Here is a 25,574-nt window from a genome sequence, read left to right as displayed (position 1 = left end):
CACATGCATGCGAGGGAGCGAGCGGGCCTTGGCCGGGCTTCTGGCGCTGGGCGCCACCGCCCTGCTGGGAGGCTGCGGGATCATGTCTGACGGCTCCGCCGCCGAGAACACCCCCAGGACGATCAGGTCGGTCGACGACGCCCGCCAGATGACCAGAGACATCTCCAGCGGCCTCCTCGACACCATCGCCGTACAGGGCCGCACCTCCGAACCAGGCCCCGGAGTCAGCCTCTGCGAGGAGGACCCGGAGCGGGAACGGCTCTTCAAGATGGGGCACACCTGGTCCCTCTCCCGCGCGTCCCTTGCCGACCTGGAGCGGGGGATGGACCGGCTCAGGCAGGAACTCCCGAGGCAGGGCTGGGAACTCGTCGGGGACGGCGTCGAGAACAACGCCGCCCAGACTCCCTATCTCACCTTCGACAACACGGACATCGAGTACTCCGTGAACGTCAGCCTCTCGACCACTCCCGTCGACGATCCCATGCTGGTCGTCACCGTGGTCTCGGCCTGCTTCAGCACCCCCGAGGGCGAGAGCCCCCGCGGCCAGCACTGAGGCGGTCTCGAATGGGGAGGGGCACATGGATGCGAGGGAGCGAGCGGGCCTTGGCCGGGCTCCTGGCGCTGGGCGCCGTCACCCTGCTGGGAGGCTGCGGGATCATGTCTGACGGCTCCGCCGCAGAGAACACCCCCAGGACCATCAGGTCGGTCCACGACGCCCGCCAGATGACCAGAGACATCTCCAGCGGCCTCCTCGACACCATCGCCGTACAGGGCCGCACCTCCGAACCAGGCCCCGGAGTCAGCCTCTGCGAGGAGGACCCCGAACGGGAACGGCTCTACAAGATGAAACACACCTGGTCCCTCTCCCAGGTGTCCCGCGCCGACCTCGAACAAGGAATGGACCGGCTCAGGCAGGAACTCCCGAGGCAGGGCTGGGAACTCGTCGGGGATGGCGTGGTGAACAACGCCAACCAGTCCCCCTACGTCACCTTCGACAACACGGACATCGAATACTCCGTGAACGTCCGACTCGCCACCACCCCGGACGACGATCCCATGCTGGTCGTCACCGTGGTCTCGGCCTGCTTCAGCACCCCCGAGGGCGAGAGCCCTCGCGGCCAGCACTGAGGCGGGGGCGCGGGTGGTCAGCGCCCGCGCCCCACCACGCGCGTCGGCGCGTCGGCGTGTCGCCGAACGCGAACGGGTGCGGTTCGCACTCGGCGATGAAGTCCCCGGAAAAGCCGAGCGAGAACTCCACCGCGCCCCCAAGGCGTTCGATCGCCTCATCCGGCAGGGTGAGATCCCAGGCCCTCGACGTTCTCGGCGGCTTGATCGACGCTGCTCATGCCACATAGCGGGATCACCGCGGAGGACCTGGCGCGGATCCAGGCGAGCGCCACCTGCGCGGGGCGCGCGCCGAGGTCGTTCGCCACCTCGCGCACGGCGCGCGCGGCGGCGCGTTCGCGCTCGGTGAGCGCCGCCTGGTCCACGCGGGACGAGCCGCCCCCGGCGAGCACGCCCGAGGCCAGCGGCGCCCACGCGGCCACGGTCAGTCCCAACTCCTCGGCCACGGGCAGCAGTTCGCGTTCCATGTCCCGGTTGAGCAGGCTGTAGGGCGCCTGGAGGCCCGCGAACGGCGTCCAGCCGCGCCACTCGGCGAGGGTGTTGGCGCGGGCGACGACCCAGGCGGGGGCGTCGGAGATGCCGACATAGAGCACCTTGCACCCGCGCGCACCGCGTCGTCGAGCGCGCGCATCGTCTCCTCGACGGGGGTGTGCCGGTCCCACAGGTGCACCCAGAAGATGTCGATGTGGTCGGTGCGCAGCCGCCGCAGGCTCCGTTCGAGCGACGACCGCGGGTTCTTGCGGTGGTTGCCAGAGGCGTTGGGGTCGGCCGCGTCGTGCGACAGCGTGTACTTGGTGGCGATGACGAAGCGGTCGCGCCGCTCGACGACCGCGCCGAGCAGGCTCTCGCCCTCGCCGTAGGCCGAGGCGGTGTCGAGGACGTTGCCGCCCGCGTCGGCGTAGGCGTTGATCACGCGCCGGGCCTCCGCCTCGTCGTCGAGGCCCATCGTGCCGAGGAACAGCTCCGAGACGCGCAGCCCGGTCCGCCCGAACAGCCGGTAGCGCAGTGGGTGAATCGATGTGCTCATGCGCACCAGCGTGGGCCGCCCGCGCGAGGGGAGGGAGTCCCCGAGAGGGTCCCTTTCGCGAACGAAGGACCCTAGACTCGCGGCCATGGCCGACAACGCTCTTGGCAGGTTCCTGCGGGCCAGGCGGGAGGCGATCGGCCCCGCCGACGTGGGGCTTCCGCCGGGGAGCGCCGCCGCACGCCCGGGCTGCGGCGGGCCGAGCTGGCCGCGTTGGCCGGGGTCAGCGTCGAGTATCTGACGCGCCTGGAGCGCGGCTCCGACCGCCACCCCTCGGGACAGGTGCTCGGCGCGCTGGCCGACGCCCTCCGCCTCACGCCCGACGAACGCGTCCATCTGCACCGGCTGGTCAAGGCCGCGAGCGGCGGGCCCTGCCCTCGTCGGTCCCCGCCGTGCGGACGGTGCGCCCCACCGTGCGCGCCCTGCTCGAACGCCTCGACCCCGCGCCCGCGTTCGTGGCCGAACCGTGGGGCGACGTGCTCGCGCACACCGAGGGGTTCGGGCTGCTCGCCGGGCCCCTGGGCCTGCTCGACGCCGACCCGCCGAACATCCACCGCTATGTGTTCACCGACGCGCGGGCGCGCGAGGCGTTCCCCCAGTGGGAGCGCGTCGCGGAAGAGCGGGCGGCGGCGCTGCGGGCCGCGGCCGACCTGGGGGACGCGGCGGTGGCCGCGTTCGTCGACGAGCTGTCCATCACGGCGGGCGGGGAGTTTGCGCGCCGCTTCGCCGCGTCCGCCGTCCTGCCCGCCTGGACGGGAGTCGAACGATGGCGGCACCCGGTGGTGGGGGCGCTGCGGCTCGCGTTCGAGAGCCTGGCGCTGCCGGGGACGGAGGAGCACCGCCTCGTGGTGCACCTCCCCGCCGACGCCGCCACCGCGGACGCGCTGGCCTCGCTGGCCTCGCTGGCCGCACAGGGCGTTCCGGGCGCGGAACGGGAAGCGGGTACGGTCGTGCGGTGCTGACCGTGACCACCGTGAACGTCAACGGCCTGCGGGCCGCCTCCCGCAAGGGCTACCTGAAGTGGCTCGCCACCTCGCGCGCGGACGTCGTCTGCCTCCAGGAGGTGCGGGCCGAGGAACACCAACTGCCCGACGACGTCCGCGTGCCCGAGGGCTGGCACGCGGTGTACGCCCCGGCGGACACGCCGGGGCGCGCGGGGGTGGCCGTGCTGACCCGGCGCGCGCCCGAGGCGGTTCGAGTGGGCTTCGGCGCCCCGGAGTTCGCCCACGCGGGCCGCTATCTTGAGGTGGACCTGCCGGGGGTGACGATCGGCAGCCTCTATCTGCCGACCGGCGAGGCGGGAACCCCCAAGCAGGAGATGAAGGAACGCTTCATGGCCGCGTTCCTCCCCTACCTGACCGAGCTGCGCGGCAAGGCGGCGGCCGATGGCCGCGAGGCGCTGGTGTGCGGTGACTGGAACATCGCCCATCGCGAGGCCGACATCAAGAACTGGCGCGGCAACCGCGACAAGTCGGGCTTCCTCCCCGAGGAACGCGCCTGGCTGGGCCGGGTCCTGGCGCCCGAGGACGGCGGCTGGACCGATGTGGTCCGCGCCCTGCACCCCGACCGTGAGGGGCCCTACAGCTGGTGGACCTACCGGGGGCGGGCGTTCGACAACGACACGGGCTGGCGCATCGACATGATCATGGCCACCCGGGGGCTCGCGGGGCGCGCGTCCGAGGCGTTCGTGGAACGCGCGCCCAGCCATGGCGAGCGCTGGAGCGACCACGCGCCCGTGACGGCGGCGTTCACGGGCTGGTGACGCGGGGGCGCGGGGCGGGCGGGGGCGCGGCGCGGCTCAGCCGCTGCCCGGCGCGTCGCCCGCCGACGTGAGGGCCGCGCGCGCCGCGAACTCCAGGGCGGCGGCGACAACGTCGGGATCGGGCCGCTCGGGCGCCGTGCAGGCGCCGAGCAGCGTGGTGACCGCGCGTTCGTCCACCGTGCGCCCCTCGGCGTGGTCGAGGAACGCGAACACCGCCGCGCTCAGGTCGGGCCCGCGCCCGGCCACCTCCCCCAGCTGGTCGACCAGCCGCCCGTCGTCGCCGACCCAGCCAGCCGCGGGCTCAAGCCCGTCGTCCACGAGGTCGTCGGGGTAGGGCGCGCGGCCCCAGCCGCCGTCCTGCCACCAGTACACATACCCGAGCGCGCAGCCGTCCTGCTCGTGGCGCAGCTCGCGCCACGGCAGCCAGTCGGGCCCGCCCGCGAGGAAGTCGACCGGCACGCGCCGCAGATGGCCATGGCTGCCGTCCACGTCCTGGCCGCGGAAGACGGTGCGCCCGCCCGGGTGCCGCGTCAGCCGCCACCAGTGGGTGCCGCCCGCGCCGTCGCACCGCAGGCCGCCCGCGCGCAGCTGGTACGCGTCCCCGTCGAAGCCCGCGGTGGCCAGCAGCGCAAGGGTGGCGGCGCGGGCCCACAGCCGCCGTGGATGGTCCAAGTCCCCTGGCACGCTCGGTCGGTGCGCCATGTCGTTCCCCGTTCGGTCCCACAGGAGCGAGTGGCGGCACCCTACGCCCTCCCCCGGGCCCCGGACAGCCACCCTCGCCCCGCACTCCCCGAACGGCCCAGTCCCCCGGCCCCTGGCCCACTCCGCGGCGGGGTCACTCCGCGGCAGGGTCACTCCGCGGCGGCGCCCGGCAACGCGTAGGCGTCCGCGATCAGTTCATAGCTGGCGAGGCGGAACGCGGGGGTGTGGGCGGTGGTGGTAAGCATCAACTCGTCGGCGCCCGTGCGCTTCGCGAGCGCGTCAAGCCCTTCGCGCACCGCGTCGGGCGTGCCGTAGACCACGTTGGCCAGCCACTCGTCGACGAACTCGCGCTCCATCGGGCTGAACGCGTAGGTCTCCGCCTCTTCTGGTGTCGGGATCAGGCCAGGGCGGCCCGTGCGCAGCCGGATCATCGAGAGCGCGCCGGTGAGCACCTGGCGGTGGGCCTCGCGTTCGTCCTCGGCAGCGAACGCGGAGACGCCGATGAGGGCGTAGGGCCGCTCAAGCACCTCGGATGGGCGGAACACGCGCCGGTAGAGGTCGAGCGCCGGGATGGTGTTGACGGCCGAGAAGTGGTGGGCGAACGCGAACGGCAGGCCGAGCCGCCCCGCCAGCTCCGCGCTGAAGCCCGACGAGCCGAGCAGCCACACGGGCGGCCTGCCGGGGGACGGCACGCCGCCCGGCACGGTGCCCTGGATGGGGCCGGGCACGGCGTGCACACGCGTGTACGGGTGGGCGTCGGGGAAGTCGTCATCGAGGAATCGGATCAGCTCCGACACCTGCGAGGGGAACTCCTCGGCCCCGTCCGCCCTGCCGCGCCGCAGCGCGGCCATCGTGGCGCCGTCGGTGCCGGGCGCGCGGCCGAGGCCCAGGTCGACACGCCCCGGGGCCAGCGCCTCAAGGGTGCCGAACTGCTCGGCGACGACCAGGGGTTGGTGGTTGGGCAGCATGACGCCGCCCGAGCCGAGCCTGATCCGCTCGGTCTGCCCGGCCAGGTGGCCGAGGATCACGGGCGGCGACGAGCTGGCCACGCCGGGCATCGAGTGGTGCTCGGCGACCCAGAACCTGTGGTACCCGCGCCGCTCGGCCAGGCGCGCCAGCGCGGTGGTCGCCCGCAGCGCCTCGGTGGCGGTCAGCCCGCTCCCCACGGTCGCGAGGTCGAGCACGGACAGCGGAACGGGCGCCCGCCCGTGCCGCACCCCGCGGATGTCGTCGCCACTTCCCGCTCCCGCTGCCGCCGCGTCGGCCACGTCCGCCCGCCTCCCTGATCGTCCTGTGTCGTACCTGGAGGGCAACCAGGGAGATCAGCGGTTCATTCCGGAACGGGCGGGGTCCCCGGGCGGCCTGGCCTCAGGGCAGGTAGCGCTCCGCCGCGGCGGGGCCCTCCTCCTCCAGGCGGCGCCTGGCCTCCTCGACCAGCTCGGGGGTCGGCTCCCGGCCGCTGAGCCGCACCAGGTCCTCGGGGTCGATCGGCCCCTCGGTCCCGGTGTGCAGCAGGTGGTCGGGCGTGGGCTGGCTGTCGTCGGGCGCGGACGAGGACGCGGATGAATCGGACATGACGGCACCTCCCTCACCTCAGCGTAGGCGCGCGCCACCGGGCCCGCACACGGACGGGGAAAGGCCGGGCGGGGCGGGCAGGGGCGGTGGCATGCTGGCGGGGTGAAAGGACCGCGGATCCATGTCACCCTCGCCCCCGAGCTGAGGCGTTTCGCGTCCGCCGAGCGCCGCGCGCCACGCGCCCCCGTGGTCACCGACGGCTCCTCCACCCTGGGCCATGTCGTGGAATCCCTCGGGGTGCCGCTGACCGAGGTGGGCCGCCTCCTGGTGAACGGCCACGAGGTCCCCTCGTCGCTGGTGCCGGGCGAGGGCGACGCCGTCGACGTGGGCCCGGTGGCCAGGCCGCAGCGGGTGCCGGGGGCGCCGCTGCGCTTCCTCCTGGACGTCCACCTCGGGCGGCTGGCCAGGCGGCTGCGGCTGCTCGGCGTCGACGCCGCCTACCAGAGCGCCGACCCGGGCGACCCGGCTCTCGCCGCACGCTCCGCGCGCGAGCGGCGCGTGATGCTGTCCCGGGACCGCGGGCTGCTGCGCAGGCGCGAGCTGTGGGCGGGCGCCTATGTCTACAGCGACAGGCCCGAGGAGCAACTACGCGATGTCCTCGGGAGGTTCGCCCCCGACCTGGCGCCCTGGACGCGGTGCACGGCGTGCAACGGGCCGCTGCGCCCCGCCGACAAGGAGACCGTCAGGTCCCGCCTCGAGGCGGGCACGCTCTCCACCCAGGATGTCTTCGCGCAGTGCGCCGACTGCGGCCGCGTCTACTGGCGCGGCGCCCACCACGCCCGCCTCAAGGGGATCGTCGAGAACGCCCTCGCGGAGTTCGGCGAGAGGACCCCGGCGGCCGGACGCGACTGAGCACGAGGCCCTGAGCACTGGGCACTGAGCACTGAGCACCGGGCACCGGGCACCGGGCACGGCGGTCGCGTCTAGCGATCGGCCTCACCTCCCCGCCGGGGCTGCCGGGGGACGCGGGCCACCAGCGCGTACCGCTCGTCGTCGACCGGCTTGCCCCACAGGTCGGGGTCGTCGTCAAGCTCCTCGACGCTGATGTCCTCCACCAGCGGCGTGACCGCGAGCGCGAGCTCCGTCGCGGTCACCCCGCCGTGCCACGGAAGCGCCGCGGCCTCGGGCACATACGGCCTGGCCGTCGCCGACTGCCGCCACCGCCCCTCCACCAGCACCAGCCGCCCACCGGGCCGCAGCCTGCCCGCCCAGGCCCGCAGCGCCGCCGTCGGGTCGGGCAGCGTCCACAGCAGGTGCCTGGCCAGCACGGCGTCGAACCGGCCCGCCCCCACCGGCGGGGCCGCCGCGTCGCCCACGACGAACGTCACCGCGACCCCGGCCGCCTCCGCCTTCTCCTCCGCCGCGGCCACCATGCGCGGCGCCACGTCCACGCCGGTGACGCGGTGGCCCCGCTCGGCCAGCAGGACCGAGAGCGTGCCGGTCCCGCAGCCGACGTCGAGCACGTCGGCTCCCCCGGGCGCGCCTGATGGGATCCAGTCGTCGAGGCGCCGCGCCCACGCGGCCCTGACCCGGGCGTCGCGCAGCCCGTGGTCAGGCTCGTCATCGAAGGCGGACACGGCGGCGTCCCAGTAAGCGGCGATCTCGTTCATGCCGACCATGCTCGCACCCGCCACTGACAGTCGCCCCTCGTTCGACAGAAGGTGAACGTCAGCGGGGTGAACGTCAGCGGGTGAACGCCTTGTCGTCGAGCACGGCGAGGAACGCCGACCACGAACCGGCCCCAAAGCCGAGTCTCGGCCCGGCGGGGGCCTTGGAGTCGCGGACCGCCAGCCCGTCGCGTACCGGGATCAGCACCTCGAGACAGGCGCCGGTACCCCCCGAGTAGGACGACTTCCTCCATGTGCGCGTCATGCCTTGCCGCATTGCCATGTTCACTCCGGCTCCTGACCGGTCGGTGTGTGGTGCGGCGAACGTACTAGCCGGGAGGCGACCCCGAGGGCGGGCTTCACCCGTCCGGGTGGCGCACCCGCTACTTCGGTGCGTGGCAAGGGAGTTGGGCGGTATCCTCTGCCCCGCGCCCCGGGCCTCCCCGCCTCAGCGGAGCGCGCTCCTGTACTCCTGGGCGAGCTGTCCGAGGACGCCGCGCGTCTGCTCGGGACTGAGCGCCTGCGCGCGCAGGTGCTCGTACATCACGCTGTAGTGCTGCACGTCGTGCGGCTTCTCCAGATAGAAGTCGTTCGTGCCGCCCTCCAGGTAGATCACCGTGGAGTCGCTCGCCTCGGGGAACTCCAGGATCGTGTATTGCCCGTTGACCGCGGGGTGCGCGCCCGCGGAGAAGGGCAGCACCTGGAGCGTCACATGGGGCAGCCGCGAGCACTCGGTCAGGCGGTGGATCTGCTCGAGCATCGTCGAGGGCCCGCCGACCTGCCGCCGCAGCGCCGCCTCGTCCACGACGGCCCACAGGCGTAACGGCGTCCGCTCGTCGTACAGCCGCTGCTGGCGCCGAAGGCGCACCTGGACGCGGCTGTTGACCTCGTCGGGGCCGACCTCGGGCAGCGCCCCCGATATGAGCGCGGTGGCGTACTCCTGCGTCTGGAGCAGCCCCGGCACCACCTGCGGCTCGTAGACCCGCAGCGACGAGGCGTCCGTCTCGAGGCCGATGTAGACGCTGTAGGTCGGCGACAGCTCGGCGAACGCGTGCCACCAGCCCTGCTGGCGCGACTCGCGCGCCATCTGCATCAGCGACTCGACGAGCTTCTTGTCCTCGATGCCGTAGACCTCGCACAGGTCCCGCACATCGCGCGGGCTGATGCTGCGGCGGCCGTTCTCCAGCCTGCTGATCTTGGACTGGGAGACAAGCAGCCGCTCGGCGACGCCCTCGGCCGTCATGTTGCGGTCCTCGCGCAGCCGTCTCAGCTCCTGGCCGAGCCTGCGTCGCCTGACGGTGGGATTGACGTTGCCGGTCACGGGACTTGCGCACCTCCGTCGATGTGGCCGGTCACAGACGACGGCCGCCTTTCAGCAGAGTGCCACCCGGCATGGTGCGCCCGCTCGGGATTCACGGGACGTGTCCCGGCGGATACGCGGCAGCGCGTGGCCGGGCACAAGCATGGGGTGCGGCGACGGCCGTCGTCTGTGGCCGCCGCCACACCCCGTGCTCGCATGCGGCTCCCGGGTTGGTCGGTCGGGTGCGCGGGCCACGACCCGCGGCGCGCACCTAGTGCGAGAGCGAAGGACGAACGACTGCGGCTCGCGTCCCTCCTCTCCGTCTGGGCTCGTCGGTGAGCTGCTGCGACTGGCCGACCACAGCCATGGCCGCCGCCGGCGCCGGTGCGCGCCCCGCCTTGCGGGTGCCGCCCTGCGCGGGCCGACGAGCCGCGGCCGCCTGACCGGCCACGCCGTTCTGCACATCCATGACGGCGTGCGCCACGAGGCCGCCCATCGGGTCGTGCCTGATCAGATCCCGGAGTCTGGAGCGGGACGACCGCCCCTCGTTCCCGGGATAGAGGTGCTTGCCGAGGCCCACCGCGTGGGCCAGGGCCGCCAGCGCCGCGGTCCGTGCGTCCGGTGGCGTGCCGGTGCGGATCGCGGTGTCGAGCCGAGCCCGGATCTGCCTGCTGACCGCGGTATCCGTCGCCTGGTACCTGGTCGTCGGCAGAACTCCGCACATCTGGTTCTCCACCGCGTGCACCATGCCGCAGCGCTCCAGATGCGAGAGATACGTTTGGCGAAGCCCGAGACGGGGCCCGCCGATCCAGTGGACCGCGCGTACTGGGCTGCCGCGTCTGCGCAACAGCTCCAGTGCGGAGTCCAGCGTGGGATCTCCGGTCGGCCGTGGCAGCACCACGGCTATTCGGTCCCCATCTGGGGCTATCCGTCCCGCCAAGGCCAGCTCGACGAGCTGTGCCCCGGCGAGGCCGAGGTCGAGCGACTGCGGCTGCGCGGTGGTACCCGTGGCCGGGTCCAGAGCGAGCAGCAGCAGCTCCTCCGGAATGGTTCTACGACTCCTGCCCATCCATGCCTCCCCGCGTGGATGACAGACAGGGTGACGCCTCTCACATTGTTCTGTCGAGGGTGCGTGGTTGTTTTGTAAGGGAACCCGTAGATATGTCGTTGTCGTCCCAGCCCATGAGACAGCGCCCTCCCACCGCTGATGGCTCGTCGCACCGAGGCGCGCGGGACCCGGCAAACTGGGGGGACCAGCGGCCCATTGGGTGAACGACGCGTAGGGAGGTACGGGTGGCGGGCGAGTCCCCGGACATGTCGGATCGGGAGCGGGAGCAGGAGTCATCGGAGAAGACGCCTGAGGACCCCGGAAGGGTTCCCCAGGTTGCCAAGGTTCCCGGGGACGAGGATCGGGCCACGGGCCCGGAGGAGAGCGAGACCGCCACAGGAAGCGGCACGACGGCACCACGGGCCCCGAAGGCCCCGAACACCTCTGAGGCCCCGAAGGCCCCGCCCATACCGGCGCAGCGGGATGCGGCGGTGCCGCGTGCGGCCGAGCCGGGCGAGGAGCCCGACGGCTCGGCGGGCGAGAAGAACGGGGAGAACGGGGAGAACGGGGAGGACAGGGAGGCGGCGGAGGCCGGGAACGCCGTGGACGCCCCGGAGAGCGGTGGCGACGGCGAGGACGAGGCCCCGGCGGCGGACGCGCCCGCCGACGCCTCAGCGGGCGACGAGAAGCCCGACAGCGGCGACGGCGGGACCGTTCACCTCCGCGTCTCGGGCGAGGAGTCGGGCGCGAAGGCGAAGGCGGACAGCGGCGATCGCGGGACGACCCAGCTTCGTGCCCGGGCCGAGGAGCCCAACGCCAAGCCCGACGCCAAGGGCGAGGACACGGACACGGACGCGGCCACGGACGACGAGCCCGCGCCGCGCGTCGACCAGCCCACCAGCGTGCTCCGGCTCCCCCCGGGGGACACCGCAGGGGACACCGCAGAGGACGCGCCCCCCGAGGGCGACACGAAGGCCGACGACGGCAGCGACGACGGCAGCGACGAGGACACGAAGGAGCCGGACAGGGAGCCGGACAGGGAGCCGGACAAGGAGTCCGACGACGAGCCCGCGCCGCGCGTCGACCAGCCCACCAGCGTGCTCCGGCTCCCCCCGGGGGACACCGCAGGGGACACCGCAGGGGACACCGCAGGGGACGCGCTGCCCGAGAAGCGGTCGGCCGGGCCCGCCGACCCCCGCGTCGCGCCGCCCCCGCCTCCGCTCGAACCGCCCGCGCCCTCGCCCGAATCCACGGCGGTCCCGCTGCGGCCCGCCGACCCGCCGCGCCCCACGGCCGCGCCCGATGAGGAGCCGCGCGACCCCCTCGCGCTGCTGGCGGCGCTCACCAACAAGCCCGCGCCCCCACCCACGCCGTTGCGCACCCTGCTGCGCCGCGTCAAGATCTGGACGCCGCTCGTCGTGCTCCTGCTGATCGTGATCGCGGTGGCGCAGTGGTTCCGGCCGCTCCCCGAGCCCTCGCTCGAGCTGACCGCGGCGCCGACGTTCACGTTCGACGGCGAGGCGCCGTCCGTGCCGTGGCCCGCCGAGGGGCAGGCCGCGCTCGAGGTCGAGGGGCTGGGCTCGTTCGGCTCGTCGGGCGAGCAGGAGCCGGTGCCGATCGCGTCCGTCGCGAAAGTGATGACCGCCTATGTGATCCTCCAGGAGCACCCCATGGGCGAGGACGAGGACGGCGCGGCCATCCCCGTCGACCAACTGGCCGAGGACGAGGCAGGACTCGCCGATACGGACAACGAGTCGACCGTTCTCGTCGAGGCGGGATCCACGATCACCCAGCGCGAGGCGCTTCAGGCGATCATGATTCCTTCCGCGAACAACGTGGCCCGGCTGCTGGCGCGTTGGGACTCCGATTCGCAGGAGGCGTTCGTGGAGAAGATGAACGCCGCGGCGGCCGATCTCGGCATGGACGACACCACCTACACCGACCCGAGCGGCCTCGACGAGACGACCGTCTCCACCGCGGAGGACCAGGTGCTGCTGGCCAAGGCGGCGATGGACGACCCGGTGTTCCGGCAGATCGCCCGCATGCCCTCGTACGAGGACAGCCAGGGCAACGTCCACGGCAACTGGAACGGCCTCGTGCCCGTCAACGGCGTGGTGGGCATCAAGACCGGCACCTCGACCGCCGCGGGCGGGAACCTGATGTTCGCCGCCCACCAGCAGGTCGGCGACGACACGCGCCTGATCGTGGGCGCCGTTCTCGATCAGGGACCCGATCCGCGGGACAACTCGATCCTGGTGCAAGCGCTCACCATGGGTGACCAGTTGATCAGGTTCGCCCAGGGTCAGCTCACCGCGGAGACGGTGATCGGCGAGGGCGAGGTGGTCGGCCATGTCGACGACGGTCTCGGCGGGCGGACGCCGGTCGTGGTCACCGAGGAGGTGCGGGCGGTCGGCTGGGCGGGCCTCGAGGTGTCCCTCCGGCTCAACGCGCCCGAGGACGGCGTGCCCGGCTCCGCGGACGCGGGCGCCGAGGTCGGCACGCTGACGGTCGGTGACGGACCCGACGGGGTCACCGTTCCGCTGGCGCTGGGCGAGCCACTCGGCGAGCCCGGCCTCGGCGACCGGCTGCTGCGCATCCTCTGACGGCCCGTGAGCCCCCGGCGGCGGTGCCCGCCGCCGGGGGCTGCCACGGGTGGTCGCCGCACGCTACAGTCGGATGCCCCGGGCTGGCGATGCGTGAGGGGGCAGCCGGTGGAATGTCCGTCGTGCGGGTCGATCAAGGGCCGCAGGCTCAACAACGGCAATTGGGTGTGCGACGACTGTGGCTCGGTCACCGCAGGATGAGGCCGCGTGGCGGGATCTCGACCCGGCCACGCGCGAACGGCTGAGCTTTCTCGACCCCGAGGACTTCACCGTGGGGCCCACGGCCGAGGCCGCGGCCCAGTGGGAGCGTTTCACCGCGATCCTGGACAAGGCGGAGAACTACCGGCCACCGCAGTAGCCGCCGCGCGGGCGCGTGGATGCACGCCCCGGCGCGCGACCCGGCTTGCGCGCTGTCGCGCGCGTCACTGCCTCCGGCGCCGCGAGCGGTCATCATCGTCCGCATGCCCCTCCCGATCACGCGCGCCCCAGCTGCCCTTACCCGCCCCGCCCCTGGGGGTACCCCCCGCTTGCGGGGGAGGGCGTCCGACCCCGTGAGCGCCCGATGAGCGCGCGGCCCGGCGCGTTTCCCCGCCGCCCCCTGGGCCGGACGAGCCTCGCCGTGCCCGAGATCTGCTTCGGCGGCGGCGCGCTGTCGAGCATGCCCGCGGCGTTCGGCTACGAGGTCCCCGAGGAGCGCGCGGTGGCGACCGTGCGCGCCGTGCTCGACAGCGATGCCGCGTTCCTCGACACCGCTGCTGGCTACGGCGACGACGGGCGCGGCGAGCGCGTCGTGGGCGCCGCGCTCGCCGAGCGCGGCGGCCTGCCGCCCGGCGCCGTGCTGGCCACCAAGGTGGACCGCGACCCCGCCACCGGCGACTTCTCGGCCGCCCAGGTCCGCCGCTCCTTCGAGGGCAGCCTGGAACGCCTGGGCCTCGACCATGTGCAACTCCTCTATCTGCACGACCCCGAGCACATACCGTTCGAGCGGGCGGTCGCGCCGGGAGGGCCGGTCGACGAGCTGGTCCGCGTCCGCGATGAGGGCCTGGCCGCGCACATCGGCGTGGCGGGCGGGCCCGTCGACCTGATGGGCCGCTATGTGGCGACCGGCGCGTTCGAGGTGCTGCTCACCCACAACCGGTGGACGCTGATCGACCGTTCGGCCGACGCCCTGATCGACGCGGCCCGCGCGGCCGGGCTCGCGGTGGTCAACGCCGCGCCGTTCGGCGGCGGCATCCTCGCCAAGGGCCCCGACGCGCACGGCAGATACGCCTATCGGGAGGCGAATGACGCGATCCTCGGCCGGGTACGCGAGATCGAGGCGGCCTGCGCGCGGCACGATGTGCCCCTGGCCGCCGCGGCCATCCAGTTCTCGACGAGGGACCCCCGCATCGCCTCCACCGCCATCGGCGTGACCCGCCCCGAGCGCGTCGGGGAAACGCTTCGCCTGGCACGCCTGCCCATTCCCGACGAGCTGTGGCCCGTCGTCGAAGGGCTCGCGGCGCCCCCGTCCCACTGGCAGCACTGAACGGCCCACCTGGCCACCGCATCACCCACCGAGCCACCGAACCGCCGAACCACCAGCGAAAGTCCGCACATGACAACTGACCCGAGCCCCGTCCGCTTCCCCGAGGGCTTCGCCTGGGGCACCGCCACCGCGAGCTACCAGATCGAGGGTGCCGTGACCGCCGACGGGCGCCTGCCGTCGATCTGGGACACGTTCTCCCACACGCCGGGCAAGGTGCACCTCGACCAGACCGGCGACCTGGCGGACGACCACTACCACCGCTACCCCGAGGACCTCTCGCTGCTCGCCGACCTCGGCGTCACGCACTACCGCTTCTCGCTCGCCTGGCCGCGCGTCCAGCCCGACGGGCACGGCCCGCTCAACGGCGCGGGCGTCGACTTCTACAGCCGCCTGATCGACGGCCTGCTCGAACACGGCATCCAGCCCTGGGTGACGCTCTACCACTGGGATCTGCCGCAGGCCCTCGAGGACGCGGGCGGCTGGCCGCACCGGGACACCGCGGAGCGGTTCGCGGAGTACGCCGCGCTGATCCACCAGCGCCTCGGCGACCGGGCGCCCGCCTGGACGACGCTGAACGAGCCGTGGTGCTCGGCGTTCCTCGGCCACGCGAGCGGCATCCACGCCCCAGGCCGCACGGATGGCGCCGCCGCGGTGCGCGCCGCGCACCACCTGCTGCTTGGGCACGGCCTCGCGGCGGGCGCGCTACGCGGGCAGGGCGCGGCCGACGTCGGCATCACCGTCAACCTGTATCCCGTCGACCCGGTGACGGACGGCGCTGCCGACCGCGACGCGGCCCGCCGCATCGACGGCCTGATGAACCGCTTCTTCCTCGACCCGCTGCTGCGCGGCTCCTACCCCGCGGACGTGGTGGACGACCTGGCGGGGGTGGTGGGCACCGAGCACGTCCACGAGGGCGATCTGGCCGTGATCGCCACGCCGTTGGACTTCCTCGGCGTCAACTACTACTCACGTCACGTCGTCCGCGCGGGCACGTCGGGCAATCCGGGAGCCGGGAGCGGCGGGCCTTCGCACTGGGTGGGCTCTGAGGACGTGGAGTTCGTCAGGCGCGGGGTGCCGCAGACGGCGATGGGCTGGGAGATCGACCCCGACGGTCTCTACGAGACGCTGACGCGCCTGACGCGCGAGTACGGGGCGCCGCCGCTGTATGTGACGGAGAACGGCGCGGCGTTCGACGACCGCGTCACCCCGGAGGGGCGCGTCGAGGACGAGGAGCGGCGGGCCTATCTGGAGGCCCACTTCCGCGCCGCGCACCGGGCGATCGCCGAAGGCGCCGACCTGCGCGGGTACTTCGTGTGGACGCTGCTTGACAACTTCGAGTGGTCTCACGGCTACTCGAAGAGGTTCGGGCTCGTGCACGTGGACTTCGAGACGCAGAAGCGGACGCTGAAGGACAGCGGGCGCTGGTTCTCGGAGGTCACCCGGGCGAACGCGCTGTAGAACGCACCGCCGAACGACATCGCCGCGCTCGTCAACGTGAGCGCGGCGATATCAACTTCGGGCGAGATCTCCACGGATTCGGTCTGGTCAGGACGTGCCGGACGCCTCATGCTGGTGAGCGTCCCATTACGGAGAGCGCGGGAGAGTCAGTCTTCATGACGACCAGCAGCCAGGAACCGCAGGCCCCGGAGCGCGACACAGAGGTCATCGACGCCATCGAGGTCATCGAGATCGGCGCGCTCGCCCAGGACACCCTGAGCGGCAGGGTGGGCGTGGTCGTGGCGCGCGAGGGCGCCACCTACCGGCTGCGGCCCATGAGGGGCGGAGCCGAATGGGACGCCGAGCCGGTCGATGTGCGCCCGGTGAACGCGAGCGACCTCCTCCGCGAGAAGGTGCGCCAGGCCAACCGCCGCAGCATCGGCGGCTTGCTGTAAACGAACGGAGGACCGAGGACTTGAAGTGCCCGAGCTGCGGCAGCATCAACGTGACCAGCACCGGGATGCCACGCCGCTGGCAGTGCATGGACTGCGACAGCACGTTCGCCAGGTAGCGGCCGCCCCTGGTGGGGCGCGGCGTGGGGCGCGGCATGGGCCGCCGCGCGCCGTCGTGGCGCGCCCCGCGCTGGGGCACGCCACCGTGCGGGGCATGCGGGCGTTCACCCGTTGGTGGCCGGGGGCGGCGCTACATGTGCTCGTCCGGCTGGGCGTTGAGGCGGGCCGCCAGGCCCTCGGCCGCCGCGCGGTCCTCGCCGAAGAACGCCGCGCGCGGGTGGCCGTCCTCGCCAGGGACGTGCACCAGGCTGCCGACCGGGTCCACGACGTACCAGCCGCGTTCGCCGCTGCGCCGGGCCTCGAAGGTCATCCGCCAGCCCATGTCGAAATCGTCCACGCCAGGATCATGCACCACCGCATGTGTCCAACAGCGCGTCCAGCTCCTGCCGTTCGGGCTCGGTGACGTTCAACTCGTAGGCCGCCTTCACCGCCACCCAGGCCCGCGCGTAGTCGCAGCCGTACGCCTCGACGGGCGGGAGCCACTGGTCGGGTGACTGGTCGCCCTTGGACTGGTTGACGCGGTCGCCGACCGCGATCAGCTGTGGCCCTTCGAGATCGTTGGCGAACGCCTCGCGCCGCTCGTCCGTCCACGCGTCGGCGCCCGAGCGCCAGGCGTTGGCCAGCGGGACGACATGGTCGATGTCGACGTCCGCCGGGTCGGTGTAGGTCTCGCCGTCGTAGGCGCTGTACCAGGACCCCGAGGTCGGCTGGCAGTCGTCGTTCGTCACCACGTCCTCGCCGTCGCGGCGCAGCACCTCCTGCCTGACCGTGCAGCCGTCCTGGCTCGACCAGTGCGGGAAGCGGTCACGCGAGTACCCGGTCATGGAGCGCTCATCGGCGACCGTCAGCCCGTCGAGGAGCTCCCTGGCCTCGTCGGGGGCGGGCAGCCCCTCGGGCGACGGCGGGGACGGCGAGCCGTCCCCGCCGTCGGAGGGGTCCGCGCTCCCCGAAGGCGGCGTGCTGTCAGAGGAGTCCGTGCCCTCCGCCTGACAGCCGCCCGTCAACGCCCCCGCCGCCGCCACCGCCAGGCAGATCCCGGCGAGCCGCCACCCCGCTCGTTCCACTCGTGCCGCTCGTTTCAGTTGTTCCGCCGCGTCGCGCATACCCCCACCATGCCCAACGGACCGGCTCACTCCACCACGAGGGTCACCGGGACGTTGCCGCGCGTGGCTCGGGAGTAGGGGCACACCTGGTGCGCCAGGTCGAGCAGGCGCCGCCCTGTCTCGCCCGCCAGCTCGTCGGGCAGCTCGGCGCGCAGGGTCACCTGGAGCGCGAAGCCCTCGTCGTCCTTGCCGATGCCGACCTCGGCGGTGATCGAGACCTCGCTCGTGTCGACCTTCTCCCGCCTGCCGACGCCCGCGAGCGCGCTGGAGAAGCAGGCGGCGTATCCGGCCGCGAACAGCTGCTCGGGGTTGGTGCCCTTGCCGTCGCCGCCGAGCGCCGGGGGCAGGGCGAGGGGCAGGTCGAGCTGCCCGTCGGAGCTGACGGCGCGGCCGTCGCGCCCGTTCGCCGTGGCCACAGCGGTGTACAACGCGTCCATCGTCGGATCGTTCCCTCTCGTTCGCCCGCGGTCGCCCGGCGGTTGTCCGCCCAGCGCCTGTCGAACGGAATTAGAGCACACAACTTAGTTGTGCACAACTCAATTGCCCGGCACTGAGCTACCCTGGAGCCATGAGCCCGGCCAGCCCCTCCCCCTCCTCCTCGCCCGCTCCAGTTCCCGCTCCCGCTCCCGCTGCCGCCCTGATGCCGCCCGAGCCGTTCGGCCTCGACGCCATGATCTGCTTCGCGCTGCACTCCGCCTCGCGCGCGTTCGGGGGCGTCTACCGCTCGGTGCTCAGGGACCTCGGGCTCACCTACCCGCAGTACCTGGTGATGCTGGTGCTGTGGGAGCGCGACGACGTGCCGGTCAAGCGGATCGGCGAGCAGCTGCGCCTTGACACCGGCACGGTGTCACCGCTGCTCAAGAGGCTCGAGGCGGCCGGACTGATCCGCCGCGAGCGCAGCGCGGAGGACGAGCGCTCGGTCACCGTGCGGCTCACCGACGAGGGGCGCGCGCTGCGCGCCGGGGCCGCCGAGGTGCCGCGCCGCATCGGCGAGGCGACGGGGCTGACCCTGGCGGAGGTCGCCGACCTGCGCGAGCGCCTGCACCGCCTGACCGCCACGCTGGACGCGGCAGAGCTGCCCGAGTAGCCGGTCAGGGGCGTCACCGCCCTGGGTCTTCAGGCGCGCCCCGCGGGCGACGAAGCCTTAGGCCATGAGGCCCGCGCACTTCCACGCCTACCACTGGCAGGGCGAGCGGCGCGTGTTCGACCAGGAGTCGGCACGGCGCCCCGGCACCCCGGAGTTCCTCACCAACCGCTGCACGCCCATGCGCCTCGCCGACTGGCTGCTGCGCCCGGCCACCTCGATCACCCGCACCTGCCAGGACGCGGCCGGGGCCGCCGCGTGGTTCCGCCGCGAGATGGCGCGCGCGGCGCCCGCGTTCGCCGTCGAGCACGACCGCGCGACGACCGAGCCTGTGGGCGCGGCGGCCGCCGACGCCCTCGCGCGCGGCCGCGATGTGCACGCGGGCTGGTATGTGCGCGGCACCGGCTTTCTGACCCTGGACGTGATCGCCTGCACCCCGAACGCGACCGTTCCCGATCACCCCTGTCCGCTGACGCGGCCCCAGGGCCTCCCGGTCACACCAGGAACGTGAACATCCGCGCCCCGGCCGCCAGCTCCTCAGGCTCGCCCGTGAAGCGGTGGACGCCGACCCCGAAGCCCCGCTCGGGCTCGGTCAGCCAGACGCGCTCGAAGCCGCGCTCCTCGAACCAGCGGCACACGTGCGGCACCAGATCAGGCTCCCCGCGGTGGCGCGTCCAGATCACCGTGCCGCCGCGCGCGCACAGCTGCGGGAGGAATCCGATCGTGCGCTCGACGTCCGCGTCCGTCACATTGCCGAAGATCCCGCAGGCCAGCACCAGATCAGCCGGGACCATCCCCGCGTAGCGGTCGGTCAGCGCCGCGTCGCCCTCCACGACCTCGACATGCTCGCCGAGCCCGGCCTCGGCGACGCCGCGCCGCGCCTCCCCGACATTGCGCGGGTCCAACTCCACGAGCCGCGCCGTCACATCGCTGCCCCGCGGGTGGTCGGGCAGCACCCCGAGCAGGTCGCGCCCCTGCCCGGCGCACAGGCTCACCACGCGCAACGGGCCGGGCGGCGCCACATCGAGCGTGAGCCCGATCCACTCGCGGACGATCCGCAGCCGCCGCGCGAGATACGAGTCGGCATCGTCGTAATCCCCGTGCCACGCATGCCAGTCCATGCGCAGGACCCTACTGTGCACGGCGGTGATCGCCCTTGCCCGAGGCGGACCGTTCCATTGCGCTGCGGCCGTCGCGGCGGAACTCGCCCACGACCCGTGGTGGTGACCGCCCCGCCCCGGGAGCGGCAGCGTGCGGCGGCGGCCCCGAGAGCAGCGGCCTCAACGCGGCCGGGGTGGGCGGCCAGGGATATCGCGCCGCCCGCGAGGAGCACCTGGTCCGCGGCCACGGAGCGCCGAGCGGGTGACATGGTCATGGCTCAACTATCGCCGCCGCCCCTGCCGTGCTCCAGCGGAGGGGCGTCCACCGCGCAGTGGTGGGCCCGCTCGGGGCGGTGGGTGCCCTCCTGTTCGAGGCGGCCCGGCATGGTGAGCGCCGAGAGCAGCCCACCGGCCACCAGCAGCCCCGCGCAGATCAGCACGGCCTTGCCGAACGCCGCGTCCACCGCCGTCGCGTCGCGGTACTGGTCGGTCGAGAGGCCGATCAGCAGCGGCAGGGCGGCCACGGCGATCAACTGGGCGACGCGCGCGGCCGCGTTGTTCACGCCGCTGGCCACCCCCGCGCGCCGGGTCTCGACCGAGGCCAGCACCGTCGCGGTCAGCGGGGCGACAAAGAGGCTCATCCCCAGACCCTGGATGGTCACCGCGGGAAAGACATCGGTCCAGTACGAGCCACCCGGGTGCACGCGGTGCAGCAGGACGAACCCCACGGCGGCGATCAGCGGGCCCACCGTCATGGGCAGCCGGGGCCCGATCCGCTGGGCCAGCGCGCCCGCGGGTCCCGAGAGCGCCGTCATCAGCAGCGTCACGGGCAGCGACGCCGCGCCCGCGCGCAGGGCGTCGTAGCCGAGGCCGTTCTGGAGCTGGGTGGGCAGCAGGAAGAACACGCCGCCGATCGCGGCGTAGAGGCACAGCGTCACCAGATTGGTCGCCGTGAAGAGCCGCGAGCGGAAGATCCCCAGCGGCAGCATCGGCCGCGGCGTGCGCCGTTCACGCCACACGAACAGCGCGCCGAGCACGACGCCGACCCCCAGCGCCCAGAACGCGGGCGCGTTGATGAGCGCGTAGGTGAGCCCGCCGAGCGCCAGCGCCGCGAGCACCGCGCCGAGCACGTCGAAGCGGCCCGACGCCTTCCAGTCGCGTGACTCGGGAACGCCCCTGGCCAGCCACAGCACGGCGAGGGCCACGGGCACGTTGATGAAGAAGATCCACCGCCACCCGGGCCCGTCGACGAGCCAGCCGCCCAGCATCGGCCCGAACGCGATGGCCACCCCGCCGAGTCCCGACCACAGCCCGACGGCCTTGGCGCGCTCGTCCGGGTGGAACGTCGACTGGATCAGCGCGAGCGACCCCGGCGTGAGGAGCGCCCCGCCCACGCCCTGGAGCGCGCGGGCGGCGATGAGGGCGTTGCCGTTCGGGGCGATCCCGCACAGCACCGAGGCCACGGTGAACGCCACGACGCCGACCACGAAGATCCTGCGGCGGCCGTAGCGGTCGCCGAGGCCGCCGCCGAGGAGGATCAGCCCGGCGAGGGTGAGCATGTAGGCGTTGAGGATCCACTGGAGGTCGGCGATCGGCACGTCGAAGTCCTTGCCGATGCGGGGCAGCGCGACCGTGACGATCGTGCCGTCGAGCTGGGCCATGCCGGAGCCGAGCACGGCGCACACCAGGACGCGCCGCCCGGCCCGCGAGCGCGTGATCAGCTCGCCGGGCCGCCGCCGGTCCTCCGCGGGGGAACGCGCCATGCCGCCATGATCGACCGATTCGCCCCCCGGGGCGCGTCGAGATCTGGCGCGCGGGGGCGCGCGCCCGCGCGCCGCTCAGCCCCGCACGCCCCCGCGCCACCCGGGCGCAACCCGGCCGTCGCGGGGCGGCCCTCCCGGGGACGCCGGGGCGTTCCCCCGGACCCTCATCCTTCTCCCATGCGACGGCTCCCCTGGCGGCAGATCTTCTGCGTGCTGCCGCTCGCCGCCGTCGCGGTCTGGGTGACGCGGCACTGGTCGGTCATCGCCGACGGCTTCGACGAGGTGCTCGCGGCCGACGCCGCATGGCTGCTCGCCGCCGTGGGCACGACGCTGCTCGGCTGGGTCGCCGTGTCGTTCGCGCGGCAGGGCACCGTGCTCGAACGGCTGCCCGCGAAGCGGCTCGTGGTCACGCAGTTCGCGGCGGGCGCGGCCAACCACCTGCTGCCCTCCGGCATCGGCGCGGGCGCGGTCAACATCCGCTTCATGGCCAAGTGCGGCCTGCCGCCCGCCCGTTACTCCGCCGCGCTGGCGCTCTACTTCCTCGCGGAAGGCGTCGCCCGTGGCTCGCTGCTGCTGGTGCTGCTGCTGGTCTTCCCCGAGGCGCTGCGCCTGGAGACGCTGCTGCCCGAGCGGATCGGGCTGCCGCTGATCGGCGCCGTCGCGCTCGGGACGCTGGCCGCCGCGGTGGTGACCGTGCTCGCGGTGCCGCGGCTGCGCGGCCTGGTCGGCGGCTTCCTGCGCACCGCGCTCACCGATGTCCGCTCGCTGCACGCCAGGCCGAGCCGGGTGCTCGCGCTGTGGGGCGGCTCGCTCGCGTTCCCCGTGCTCCAGGCGGCGGGGCTCGTGACGGTGGCGTTCTCGATGGACCTCGGGGTGCCGGTGGGGCACCTCGTGCTCGCCTACATGGCGGCCACGGTGGTCGCGGCCGCGGTGCCCTCGCCCGGCGGGATCGGCTCGGTGGACGCGTCGCTCGTCATCGCCCTTGTCGCCATCGGGGCCACGGTGGGCGCCGCCACCTCCACCGTGCTCGCCTACCGCGTGATCACGGTGTGGCTGCCGCTGCTGCCCGGCGCCCTGGTGCTCGGCGCGCTGGTGCGGCGCAAGGTGGTGTGAACGGCGCCCGTCCAAGCGGGCGTGCGCCCCGGCGCGTTACTGACCCACGCGCCCCGGCTGAAGCGTCTTGCTGAACAGCACGCGCCCGCCGACCTCGCGCAGGCTCACCGTCATCTCGCCGCTGCCGCCGTCGATGTCGACCTCGCCGAAGAACTGGTAGCCATCGGCGGGCGACACGTTGGCCGTCTCGGGCGCCTTCACGAAGACCCGCTCGGGCCCGAACGTCGCGTCCAGCGCGTTGGCCGGGAACGCGCCCGCGTTGAGCGGCCCGCTGACAAACTCCCAGAACGGCGCGAAGTCCGTGAACGCCGCGCGCTCGGGCCGGTAGTGCTGCGCCGACGTGTAGTGGACGTCCGCGGTCAGCCACACCGTGCCGGTGATGCGCCGGTGCTTGATGAAGCGCAGCAGCTCCGCGATCTGGAGCTCGCGGCCGAGCGGCGCGCCCGGGTCGGCGTTGGCGATCGCCTCGATGTCGCTCGCGCCGTCCGGCACCACCAGGCCGATCGGCATGTCCGCGGCGATGACCTTCCAGACCGCGCGGCTGCGGCGCAGCTCGTCCTTGAGCCACTGAAGCTGCTCGCGGCCCAGGATGCCCTGCGGGTCGTCGGTCTGGCGGCCAGGCGAGTTGGCGTTGCGGAACGTCCGCATGTCCAGCACGAAGACGTCGAGCAGCGGCCCATAGCGCACGACCCGGTGCACGCGCCCCTCGTTGCGCCCGCGCCCCCCGGCGCGCTGGAGCGTGGAGATGGGGAAGTACTCGCCGAACGCCTGCCGCGCGCGCCGCGCGAGCACGTCGACCGAAGTCTCGGTGTAGCGGTCGTCGGCCAGGATCTCGCCGGGGTACCAGTTGTTGGTGACCTCGTGGTCGTCCCACTGCACGATGGACGGCACCTGGGCGTTGAAGCGGCGCAGGTTCTCGTCGAGCAGGTTGTAGCGGAAGTTGCCGCGGTACTCGGCAAGGGTCTCGGCGACCTTGTCCTTCTCGGGGACGGTGACGTTCCGGTAGGTCCGCCCGTCGGGCAGCGCGACGCTCGCGGCCAGGGGGCCGTCGGCGTAGATCGTGTCGCCGCTGAAGAGGAAGAAGTCGGGGTCGCGGCGGCGCATGTCGTCGAACGCCAGGTAGCCGCCGATCTCGGGGTTGATGCCCCAGCCCTGGCCCGCGAGGTCGCCCGACCACACGAACCGCACGTCGTCGCGCCGCCGGTCGGGCGCCGTGCGGAACGTCCCGGTCACCGGCTCGCCCGCGCGCCGCGGGTCGTCGGGGTCGGCGAGCAGCACCCGGTAGTGGATCTGCTCGCCCGCGGGCAGGCCGCGCAGCGGCACCGTTCCCGTGAAGTCGGTGCCCTCGCCGAGCAGCGGTCCGCGCCAGCGCGCCGCGTTCCGGAACGACTCGGTGGGCGACGTCTCCACGACCATCCGCGCGGGCCGGTCCGACCGCACCCACACGAGGCCCGAGCTCTCGGTGACGTCCCCGACCTGCGTGCCCCACCGCGCCGCGGGCCGCCCCGACCGGGCGAACGCGGGCGGCGCGCCCACCACGAGACCTGTACCGACGACACCTGTGCCGACCAGGGCCGCACCGCCCCGCAGGACCGCGCGCCTGCCGGGTTTGCGCTGCTCCGCCATGACGAACCTCCGACGTTCCACCGTTCGACGGGCCCTTCTGGGCCTTCGGGGCCTTCGGGGCCTTCTCTGGCCTTCTCTGGCCTTCTCGGGCCGCAGTATCGTCCGGGCCCCGGGGGCCCGAGGGGACCCGACACCGGAACAGCCGACGAACAGCGGGCCAACGTTCGAACGCCACGGCGCCCGGCGGCGACTTCAGCCTCAGCCCGGCGCGTGACCCCCACGCGGCCGCTCGCGCGCCCCCTCGGCGTCCGCGCGCCCCCTCGGCGTCCGCGTGCCCCAGCTCGTCCAGCACCGCGAGCGCTCGCCCCACACCCGGTCCACGAGCCGGTCGGCGACGACCACGGCGTTCACATCGGCGAGCAACGCCGCGAGCACCCACCGCTGCCGGGCGGGCCCGACCTCGACCGACCGCCCGTCCACCCGAGCGCCCACGGGGCCGAGCAGCCTGAACTCAACACGCACGCCGCAGGCTAACAAGGCGGCCGACCGGCCGCGCACACGCGCGCAGGCCCCGGCCGGGGTCTTCCCGAACACCCGGCCGGGGCGCGCTCGATGCATACGGTAAGCGCTTGTTACAGGCGAGGGAACCCCTGTCGTTCCTTGTTCGCGAAGGGGAAGGGGATGGGGGTGCGACGGCGAACACCACCGGACCCTCCGTAGCCGCCGACCGCGCCCCGCGGGCGCCCCCCGCCAGGCCACCCGCGCCGCCCCGCCTCCGGGTGCGGGCTCCCCGCAGGGGTGCCAGCATGGGGAACGTGACCTCCAAGCGCCAGCGTGACCCGCTCGCGGACTACCGGGGCAAGCGGGACTTCGACGCCACCGCCGAGCCGGGCGGCGGGCGGGAGCGGCGTGGTGGGGAGCCGCGCTTCGTCGTGCAACTCCACGACGCCAGCAGCATGCACTTCGACTTCCGCATCGAGGCCGACGGCGTGCTCAAGTCGTGGGCCGTGCCCAAGGGCCCTTCGACCGATCCGCACGACAAGCGGCTCGCGATGCCGACGGAGGACCACCCGCTTGAGTACCGCGACTTCGAGGGCGTCATCGGCGAGGGCCAGTACGGCGCCGGGACCGTGATCATCTGGGACGAGGGGACATACCGGCACGACGGCGACCGCTCGGTCGCCGAGGATCTGGGGCGCGGGCACCTCTCGTTCGACCTCGAAGGGCGGAAGCTGCGCGGGGGTTACGCGCTGACCCGGTTCCGCAGGGGCGCGTGGCTGCTGGTCAAGCGGGACGACGAGCGCGCCTCGGGCGACGGGACGCCCGATCCGGCCCGCGCCAGGTCCGCCCGCACGGGGCGGACCCTGCGCCAGGTGGCCGACGACGCTCAGTGACGGCCGTGGGCCGTGTCCGACGCCCCGCCGAACAGGCGGGCGACCAGGCGGAAGGGCAGCGTCACGACCGTGGCGACGGCGCCGCCGGTCGCGCGGAAGACATCGGCGAGTGCTCGTAGCATCTCTGATACCTCCTTCGTCGGCGGCTACGGGTCACCGCGCGTGACCGCC

Annotated in this window: 29 protein-coding genes and 2 pseudogenes; 14 read left to right on the top strand and 17 right to left on the bottom strand. The window is 73.6% G+C overall.

Annotated elements, in window-relative coordinates:
• Nucleotides 1-7 precede the first annotated feature (7 nt).
• Nucleotides 8-553 carry a hypothetical protein gene (locus tag DEH69_RS16300; protein ID WP_113687699.1) on the top strand — a complete coding sequence of 182 codons (546 nt, stop codon included), beginning with the start codon at nt 8-10 and terminating at the stop codon, nt 551-553.
• 29 nt (nt 554-582) lie between these two features.
• The gene (locus DEH69_RS16295) at nt 583-1,128 is read left to right on the top strand and encodes a hypothetical protein (protein ID WP_181727457.1); all 546 of its coding nucleotides are present in this window, start codon (nt 583-585) and stop codon (nt 1,126-1,128) included.
• A 155-nt stretch (nt 1,129-1,283) separates the two neighbouring features.
• Here DEH69_RS16295 and DEH69_RS33480 read toward each other — a convergent pair whose 3' ends face one another.
• Both DEH69_RS33480 and DEH69_RS33475 read right to left on the bottom strand, forming a co-directional pair.
• Entirely contained in the window at nt 1,284-1,718 is a 435-nt protein-coding gene (locus DEH69_RS33480) for an aldo/keto reductase (protein WP_309302816.1), read from the bottom strand.
• A 17-nt stretch (nt 1,719-1,735) separates the two neighbouring features.
• A pseudogene (locus DEH69_RS33475) lies at nt 1,736-2,152 on the bottom strand (aldo/keto reductase); the annotation flags it as partial.
• 85 nt (nt 2,153-2,237) lie between these two features.
• Here DEH69_RS33475 and DEH69_RS16285 point away from each other — a divergent pair.
• Nucleotides 2,238-3,111, top strand: a pseudogene (locus DEH69_RS16285) (helix-turn-helix domain-containing protein).
• Complete coding sequence (locus tag DEH69_RS16280) at nt 3,105-3,911, top strand: exodeoxyribonuclease III (protein ID WP_181727456.1); 807 nt, start codon at nt 3,105-3,107, stop codon at nt 3,909-3,911. The pseudogene DEH69_RS16285 and the gene DEH69_RS16280 overlap by 7 nt, the downstream one beginning before the upstream one ends.
• A 36-nt stretch (nt 3,912-3,947) precedes the next feature.
• Here the strand turns inward: DEH69_RS16280 and DEH69_RS16275 are convergent, their stop codons facing one another.
• The 3 genes from DEH69_RS16275 to DEH69_RS16265 all read right to left on the bottom strand — a co-directional run bounded on the left by DEH69_RS16275 (nt 3,948) and on the right by DEH69_RS16265 (nt 6,188).
• Entirely contained in the window at nt 3,948-4,613 is a 666-nt protein-coding gene (locus tag DEH69_RS16275) for a hypothetical protein (RefSeq protein WP_113687697.1), read from the bottom strand.
• Nucleotides 4,614-4,762: 149 nt separating this feature from the next.
• Nucleotides 4,763-5,881 carry an LLM class flavin-dependent oxidoreductase gene (locus DEH69_RS16270; protein ID WP_113687696.1) on the bottom strand — a complete coding sequence of 373 codons (1,119 nt, stop codon included), beginning with the start codon at nt 5,879-5,881 and terminating at the stop codon, nt 4,763-4,765.
• Between the two features lie 100 nt (nt 5,882-5,981).
• A complete protein-coding gene (locus DEH69_RS16265) occupies nt 5,982-6,188 on the bottom strand; it encodes a hypothetical protein (protein ID WP_113687695.1) in 207 nt (68 codons plus the stop codon).
• Nucleotides 6,189-6,290: 102 nt separating this feature from the next.
• Here DEH69_RS16265 and DEH69_RS16260 point away from each other — a divergent pair, with 102 nt between their 5' ends.
• Nucleotides 6,291-7,040, top strand: coding sequence for a Mut7-C RNAse domain-containing protein (locus DEH69_RS16260; RefSeq protein WP_113687694.1), 750 nt, complete (start codon nt 6,291-6,293; stop codon nt 7,038-7,040).
• A 71-nt stretch (nt 7,041-7,111) separates the two neighbouring features.
• Here DEH69_RS16260 and DEH69_RS16255 read toward each other — a convergent pair whose 3' ends face one another.
• The 4 genes from DEH69_RS16255 to DEH69_RS16240 form a co-directional block, all read right to left on the bottom strand.
• Nucleotides 7,112-7,807: a class I SAM-dependent methyltransferase gene (locus DEH69_RS16255; protein ID WP_113687693.1), complete on the bottom strand. Its 696-nt coding sequence runs from the start codon at nt 7,805-7,807 to the stop codon at nt 7,112-7,114.
• 64 nt (nt 7,808-7,871) lie between these two features.
• Nucleotides 7,872-8,078 (bottom strand): DUF397 domain-containing protein, encoded by a 207-nt coding sequence (locus DEH69_RS16250; protein ID WP_113687725.1) that lies wholly within the window; start codon nt 8,076-8,078, stop codon nt 7,872-7,874.
• Between the two features lie 165 nt (nt 8,079-8,243).
• Nucleotides 8,244-9,116 (bottom strand): helix-turn-helix transcriptional regulator, encoded by an 873-nt coding sequence (locus DEH69_RS16245; protein ID WP_113687692.1) that lies wholly within the window; start codon nt 9,114-9,116, stop codon nt 8,244-8,246.
• Nucleotides 9,117-9,366: 250 nt separating this feature from the next.
• On the bottom strand, nt 9,367-10,164 hold the full coding sequence (locus DEH69_RS16240) for a GPP34 family phosphoprotein (RefSeq protein WP_230423767.1): 798 nt from the start codon (nt 10,162-10,164) through the stop codon (nt 9,367-9,369).
• A gap of 470 nt (nt 10,165-10,634) precedes the next feature.
• Here DEH69_RS16240 and DEH69_RS16235 point away from each other — a divergent pair, with 470 nt between their 5' ends.
• The 5 genes from DEH69_RS16235 to DEH69_RS16215 all read left to right on the top strand — a co-directional run bounded on the left by DEH69_RS16235 (nt 10,635) and on the right by DEH69_RS16215 (nt 16,163).
• Nucleotides 10,635-12,746, top strand: a complete 2,112-nt coding sequence (locus DEH69_RS16235; RefSeq protein WP_258534710.1) for a D-alanyl-D-alanine carboxypeptidase family protein — start codon at nt 10,635-10,637, stop codon at nt 12,744-12,746.
• A 178-nt stretch (nt 12,747-12,924) separates the two neighbouring features.
• Complete coding sequence (locus DEH69_RS16230) at nt 12,925-13,104, top strand: hypothetical protein (RefSeq protein ID WP_113687690.1); 180 nt, start codon at nt 12,925-12,927, stop codon at nt 13,102-13,104.
• A gap of 204 nt (nt 13,105-13,308) precedes the next feature.
• Complete coding sequence (locus DEH69_RS16225; RefSeq protein ID WP_113687689.1) at nt 13,309-14,271, top strand: aldo/keto reductase; 963 nt, start codon at nt 13,309-13,311, stop codon at nt 14,269-14,271.
• A gap of 69 nt (nt 14,272-14,340) precedes the next feature.
• Nucleotides 14,341-15,729 (top strand): GH1 family beta-glucosidase, encoded by a 1,389-nt coding sequence (locus DEH69_RS16220; protein ID WP_113687688.1) that lies wholly within the window; start codon nt 14,341-14,343, stop codon nt 15,727-15,729.
• Between the two features lie 155 nt (nt 15,730-15,884).
• Complete coding sequence (locus DEH69_RS16215) at nt 15,885-16,163, top strand: hypothetical protein (protein WP_258534709.1); 279 nt, start codon at nt 15,885-15,887, stop codon at nt 16,161-16,163.
• A 247-nt stretch (nt 16,164-16,410) separates the two neighbouring features.
• Here DEH69_RS16215 and DEH69_RS16210 read toward each other — a convergent pair whose 3' ends face one another.
• From DEH69_RS16210 to DEH69_RS16200, 3 genes are all read right to left on the bottom strand, one after another.
• A complete protein-coding gene (locus DEH69_RS16210) occupies nt 16,411-16,617 on the bottom strand; it encodes a hypothetical protein (RefSeq protein ID WP_113687687.1) in 207 nt (68 codons plus the stop codon).
• 7 nt (nt 16,618-16,624) lie between these two features.
• A complete protein-coding gene (locus DEH69_RS16205) occupies nt 16,625-17,344 on the bottom strand; it encodes an HNH endonuclease family protein (RefSeq protein WP_258534708.1) in 720 nt (239 codons plus the stop codon).
• 65 nt (nt 17,345-17,409) lie between these two features.
• On the bottom strand, nt 17,410-17,820 hold the full coding sequence (locus DEH69_RS16200; RefSeq protein ID WP_113687685.1) for an organic hydroperoxide resistance protein: 411 nt from the start codon (nt 17,818-17,820) through the stop codon (nt 17,410-17,412).
• A 203-nt stretch (nt 17,821-18,023) separates the two neighbouring features.
• On the opposite strand from DEH69_RS16200, the gene DEH69_RS16195 reads away from it, so the two are divergent.
• Nucleotides 18,024-18,470, top strand: a complete 447-nt coding sequence (locus tag DEH69_RS16195) for a MarR family winged helix-turn-helix transcriptional regulator (protein ID WP_113687684.1) — start codon at nt 18,024-18,026, stop codon at nt 18,468-18,470.
• A 64-nt stretch (nt 18,471-18,534) separates the two neighbouring features.
• Nucleotides 18,535-18,978 carry a hypothetical protein gene (locus tag DEH69_RS16190; RefSeq protein ID WP_113687683.1) on the top strand — a complete coding sequence of 148 codons (444 nt, stop codon included), beginning with the start codon at nt 18,535-18,537 and terminating at the stop codon, nt 18,976-18,978.
• On the opposite strand, the gene DEH69_RS16185 is transcribed toward DEH69_RS16190, so the two are convergent.
• Both DEH69_RS16185 and DEH69_RS16180 read right to left on the bottom strand, forming a co-directional pair.
• Nucleotides 18,962-19,588, bottom strand: a complete 627-nt coding sequence (locus DEH69_RS16185; protein WP_181727455.1) for a class I SAM-dependent methyltransferase family protein — start codon at nt 19,586-19,588, stop codon at nt 18,962-18,964. The genes DEH69_RS16190 and DEH69_RS16185 overlap by 17 nt on opposite strands.
• A 257-nt stretch (nt 19,589-19,845) precedes the next feature.
• Nucleotides 19,846-21,330 (bottom strand): MFS transporter, encoded by a 1,485-nt coding sequence (locus DEH69_RS16180; protein WP_113687682.1) that lies wholly within the window; start codon nt 21,328-21,330, stop codon nt 19,846-19,848.
• Nucleotides 21,331-21,507: 177 nt separating this feature from the next.
• On the opposite strand from DEH69_RS16180, the gene DEH69_RS16175 reads away from it, so the two are divergent.
• Entirely contained in the window at nt 21,508-22,443 is a 936-nt protein-coding gene (locus DEH69_RS16175; RefSeq protein WP_113687681.1) for a lysylphosphatidylglycerol synthase domain-containing protein, read from the top strand.
• 36 nt (nt 22,444-22,479) lie between these two features.
• Here DEH69_RS16175 and DEH69_RS16170 read toward each other — a convergent pair whose 3' ends face one another.
• The gene (locus DEH69_RS16170; RefSeq protein WP_113687680.1) at nt 22,480-24,069 is read right to left on the bottom strand and encodes an alkaline phosphatase; all 1,590 of its coding nucleotides are present in this window, start codon (nt 24,067-24,069) and stop codon (nt 22,480-22,482) included.
• 198 nt (nt 24,070-24,267) lie between these two features.
• The gene (locus tag DEH69_RS16165) at nt 24,268-24,531 is read right to left on the bottom strand and encodes a hypothetical protein (protein ID WP_147255622.1); all 264 of its coding nucleotides are present in this window, start codon (nt 24,529-24,531) and stop codon (nt 24,268-24,270) included.
• Between the two features lie 293 nt (nt 24,532-24,824).
• Here DEH69_RS16165 and DEH69_RS16160 point away from each other — a divergent pair, with 293 nt between their 5' ends.
• Nucleotides 24,825-25,403: a DNA polymerase ligase N-terminal domain-containing protein gene (locus DEH69_RS16160; protein WP_258534707.1), complete on the top strand. Its 579-nt coding sequence runs from the start codon at nt 24,825-24,827 to the stop codon at nt 25,401-25,403.
• Here the strand turns inward: DEH69_RS16160 and DEH69_RS32775 are convergent.
• Nucleotides 25,397-25,525, bottom strand: coding sequence for an LPFR motif small protein (locus DEH69_RS32775; RefSeq protein WP_258534706.1), 129 nt, complete (start codon nt 25,523-25,525; stop codon nt 25,397-25,399). The genes DEH69_RS16160 and DEH69_RS32775 overlap by 7 nt on opposite strands.
• Nucleotides 25,526-25,574: the final 49 nt, after the last annotated feature.

It is taken from the genome of Streptomyces sp. PT12 (assembly GCF_003311645.1).
In the GTDB taxonomy this organism is placed as follows: Bacteria; Actinomycetota; Actinomycetes; order Streptomycetales; family Streptomycetaceae; genus Streptomyces.
The sequence above is the reverse complement of the archived record's forward strand: the minus strand, read 5'-3'. Positions and strand labels throughout refer to the sequence as shown.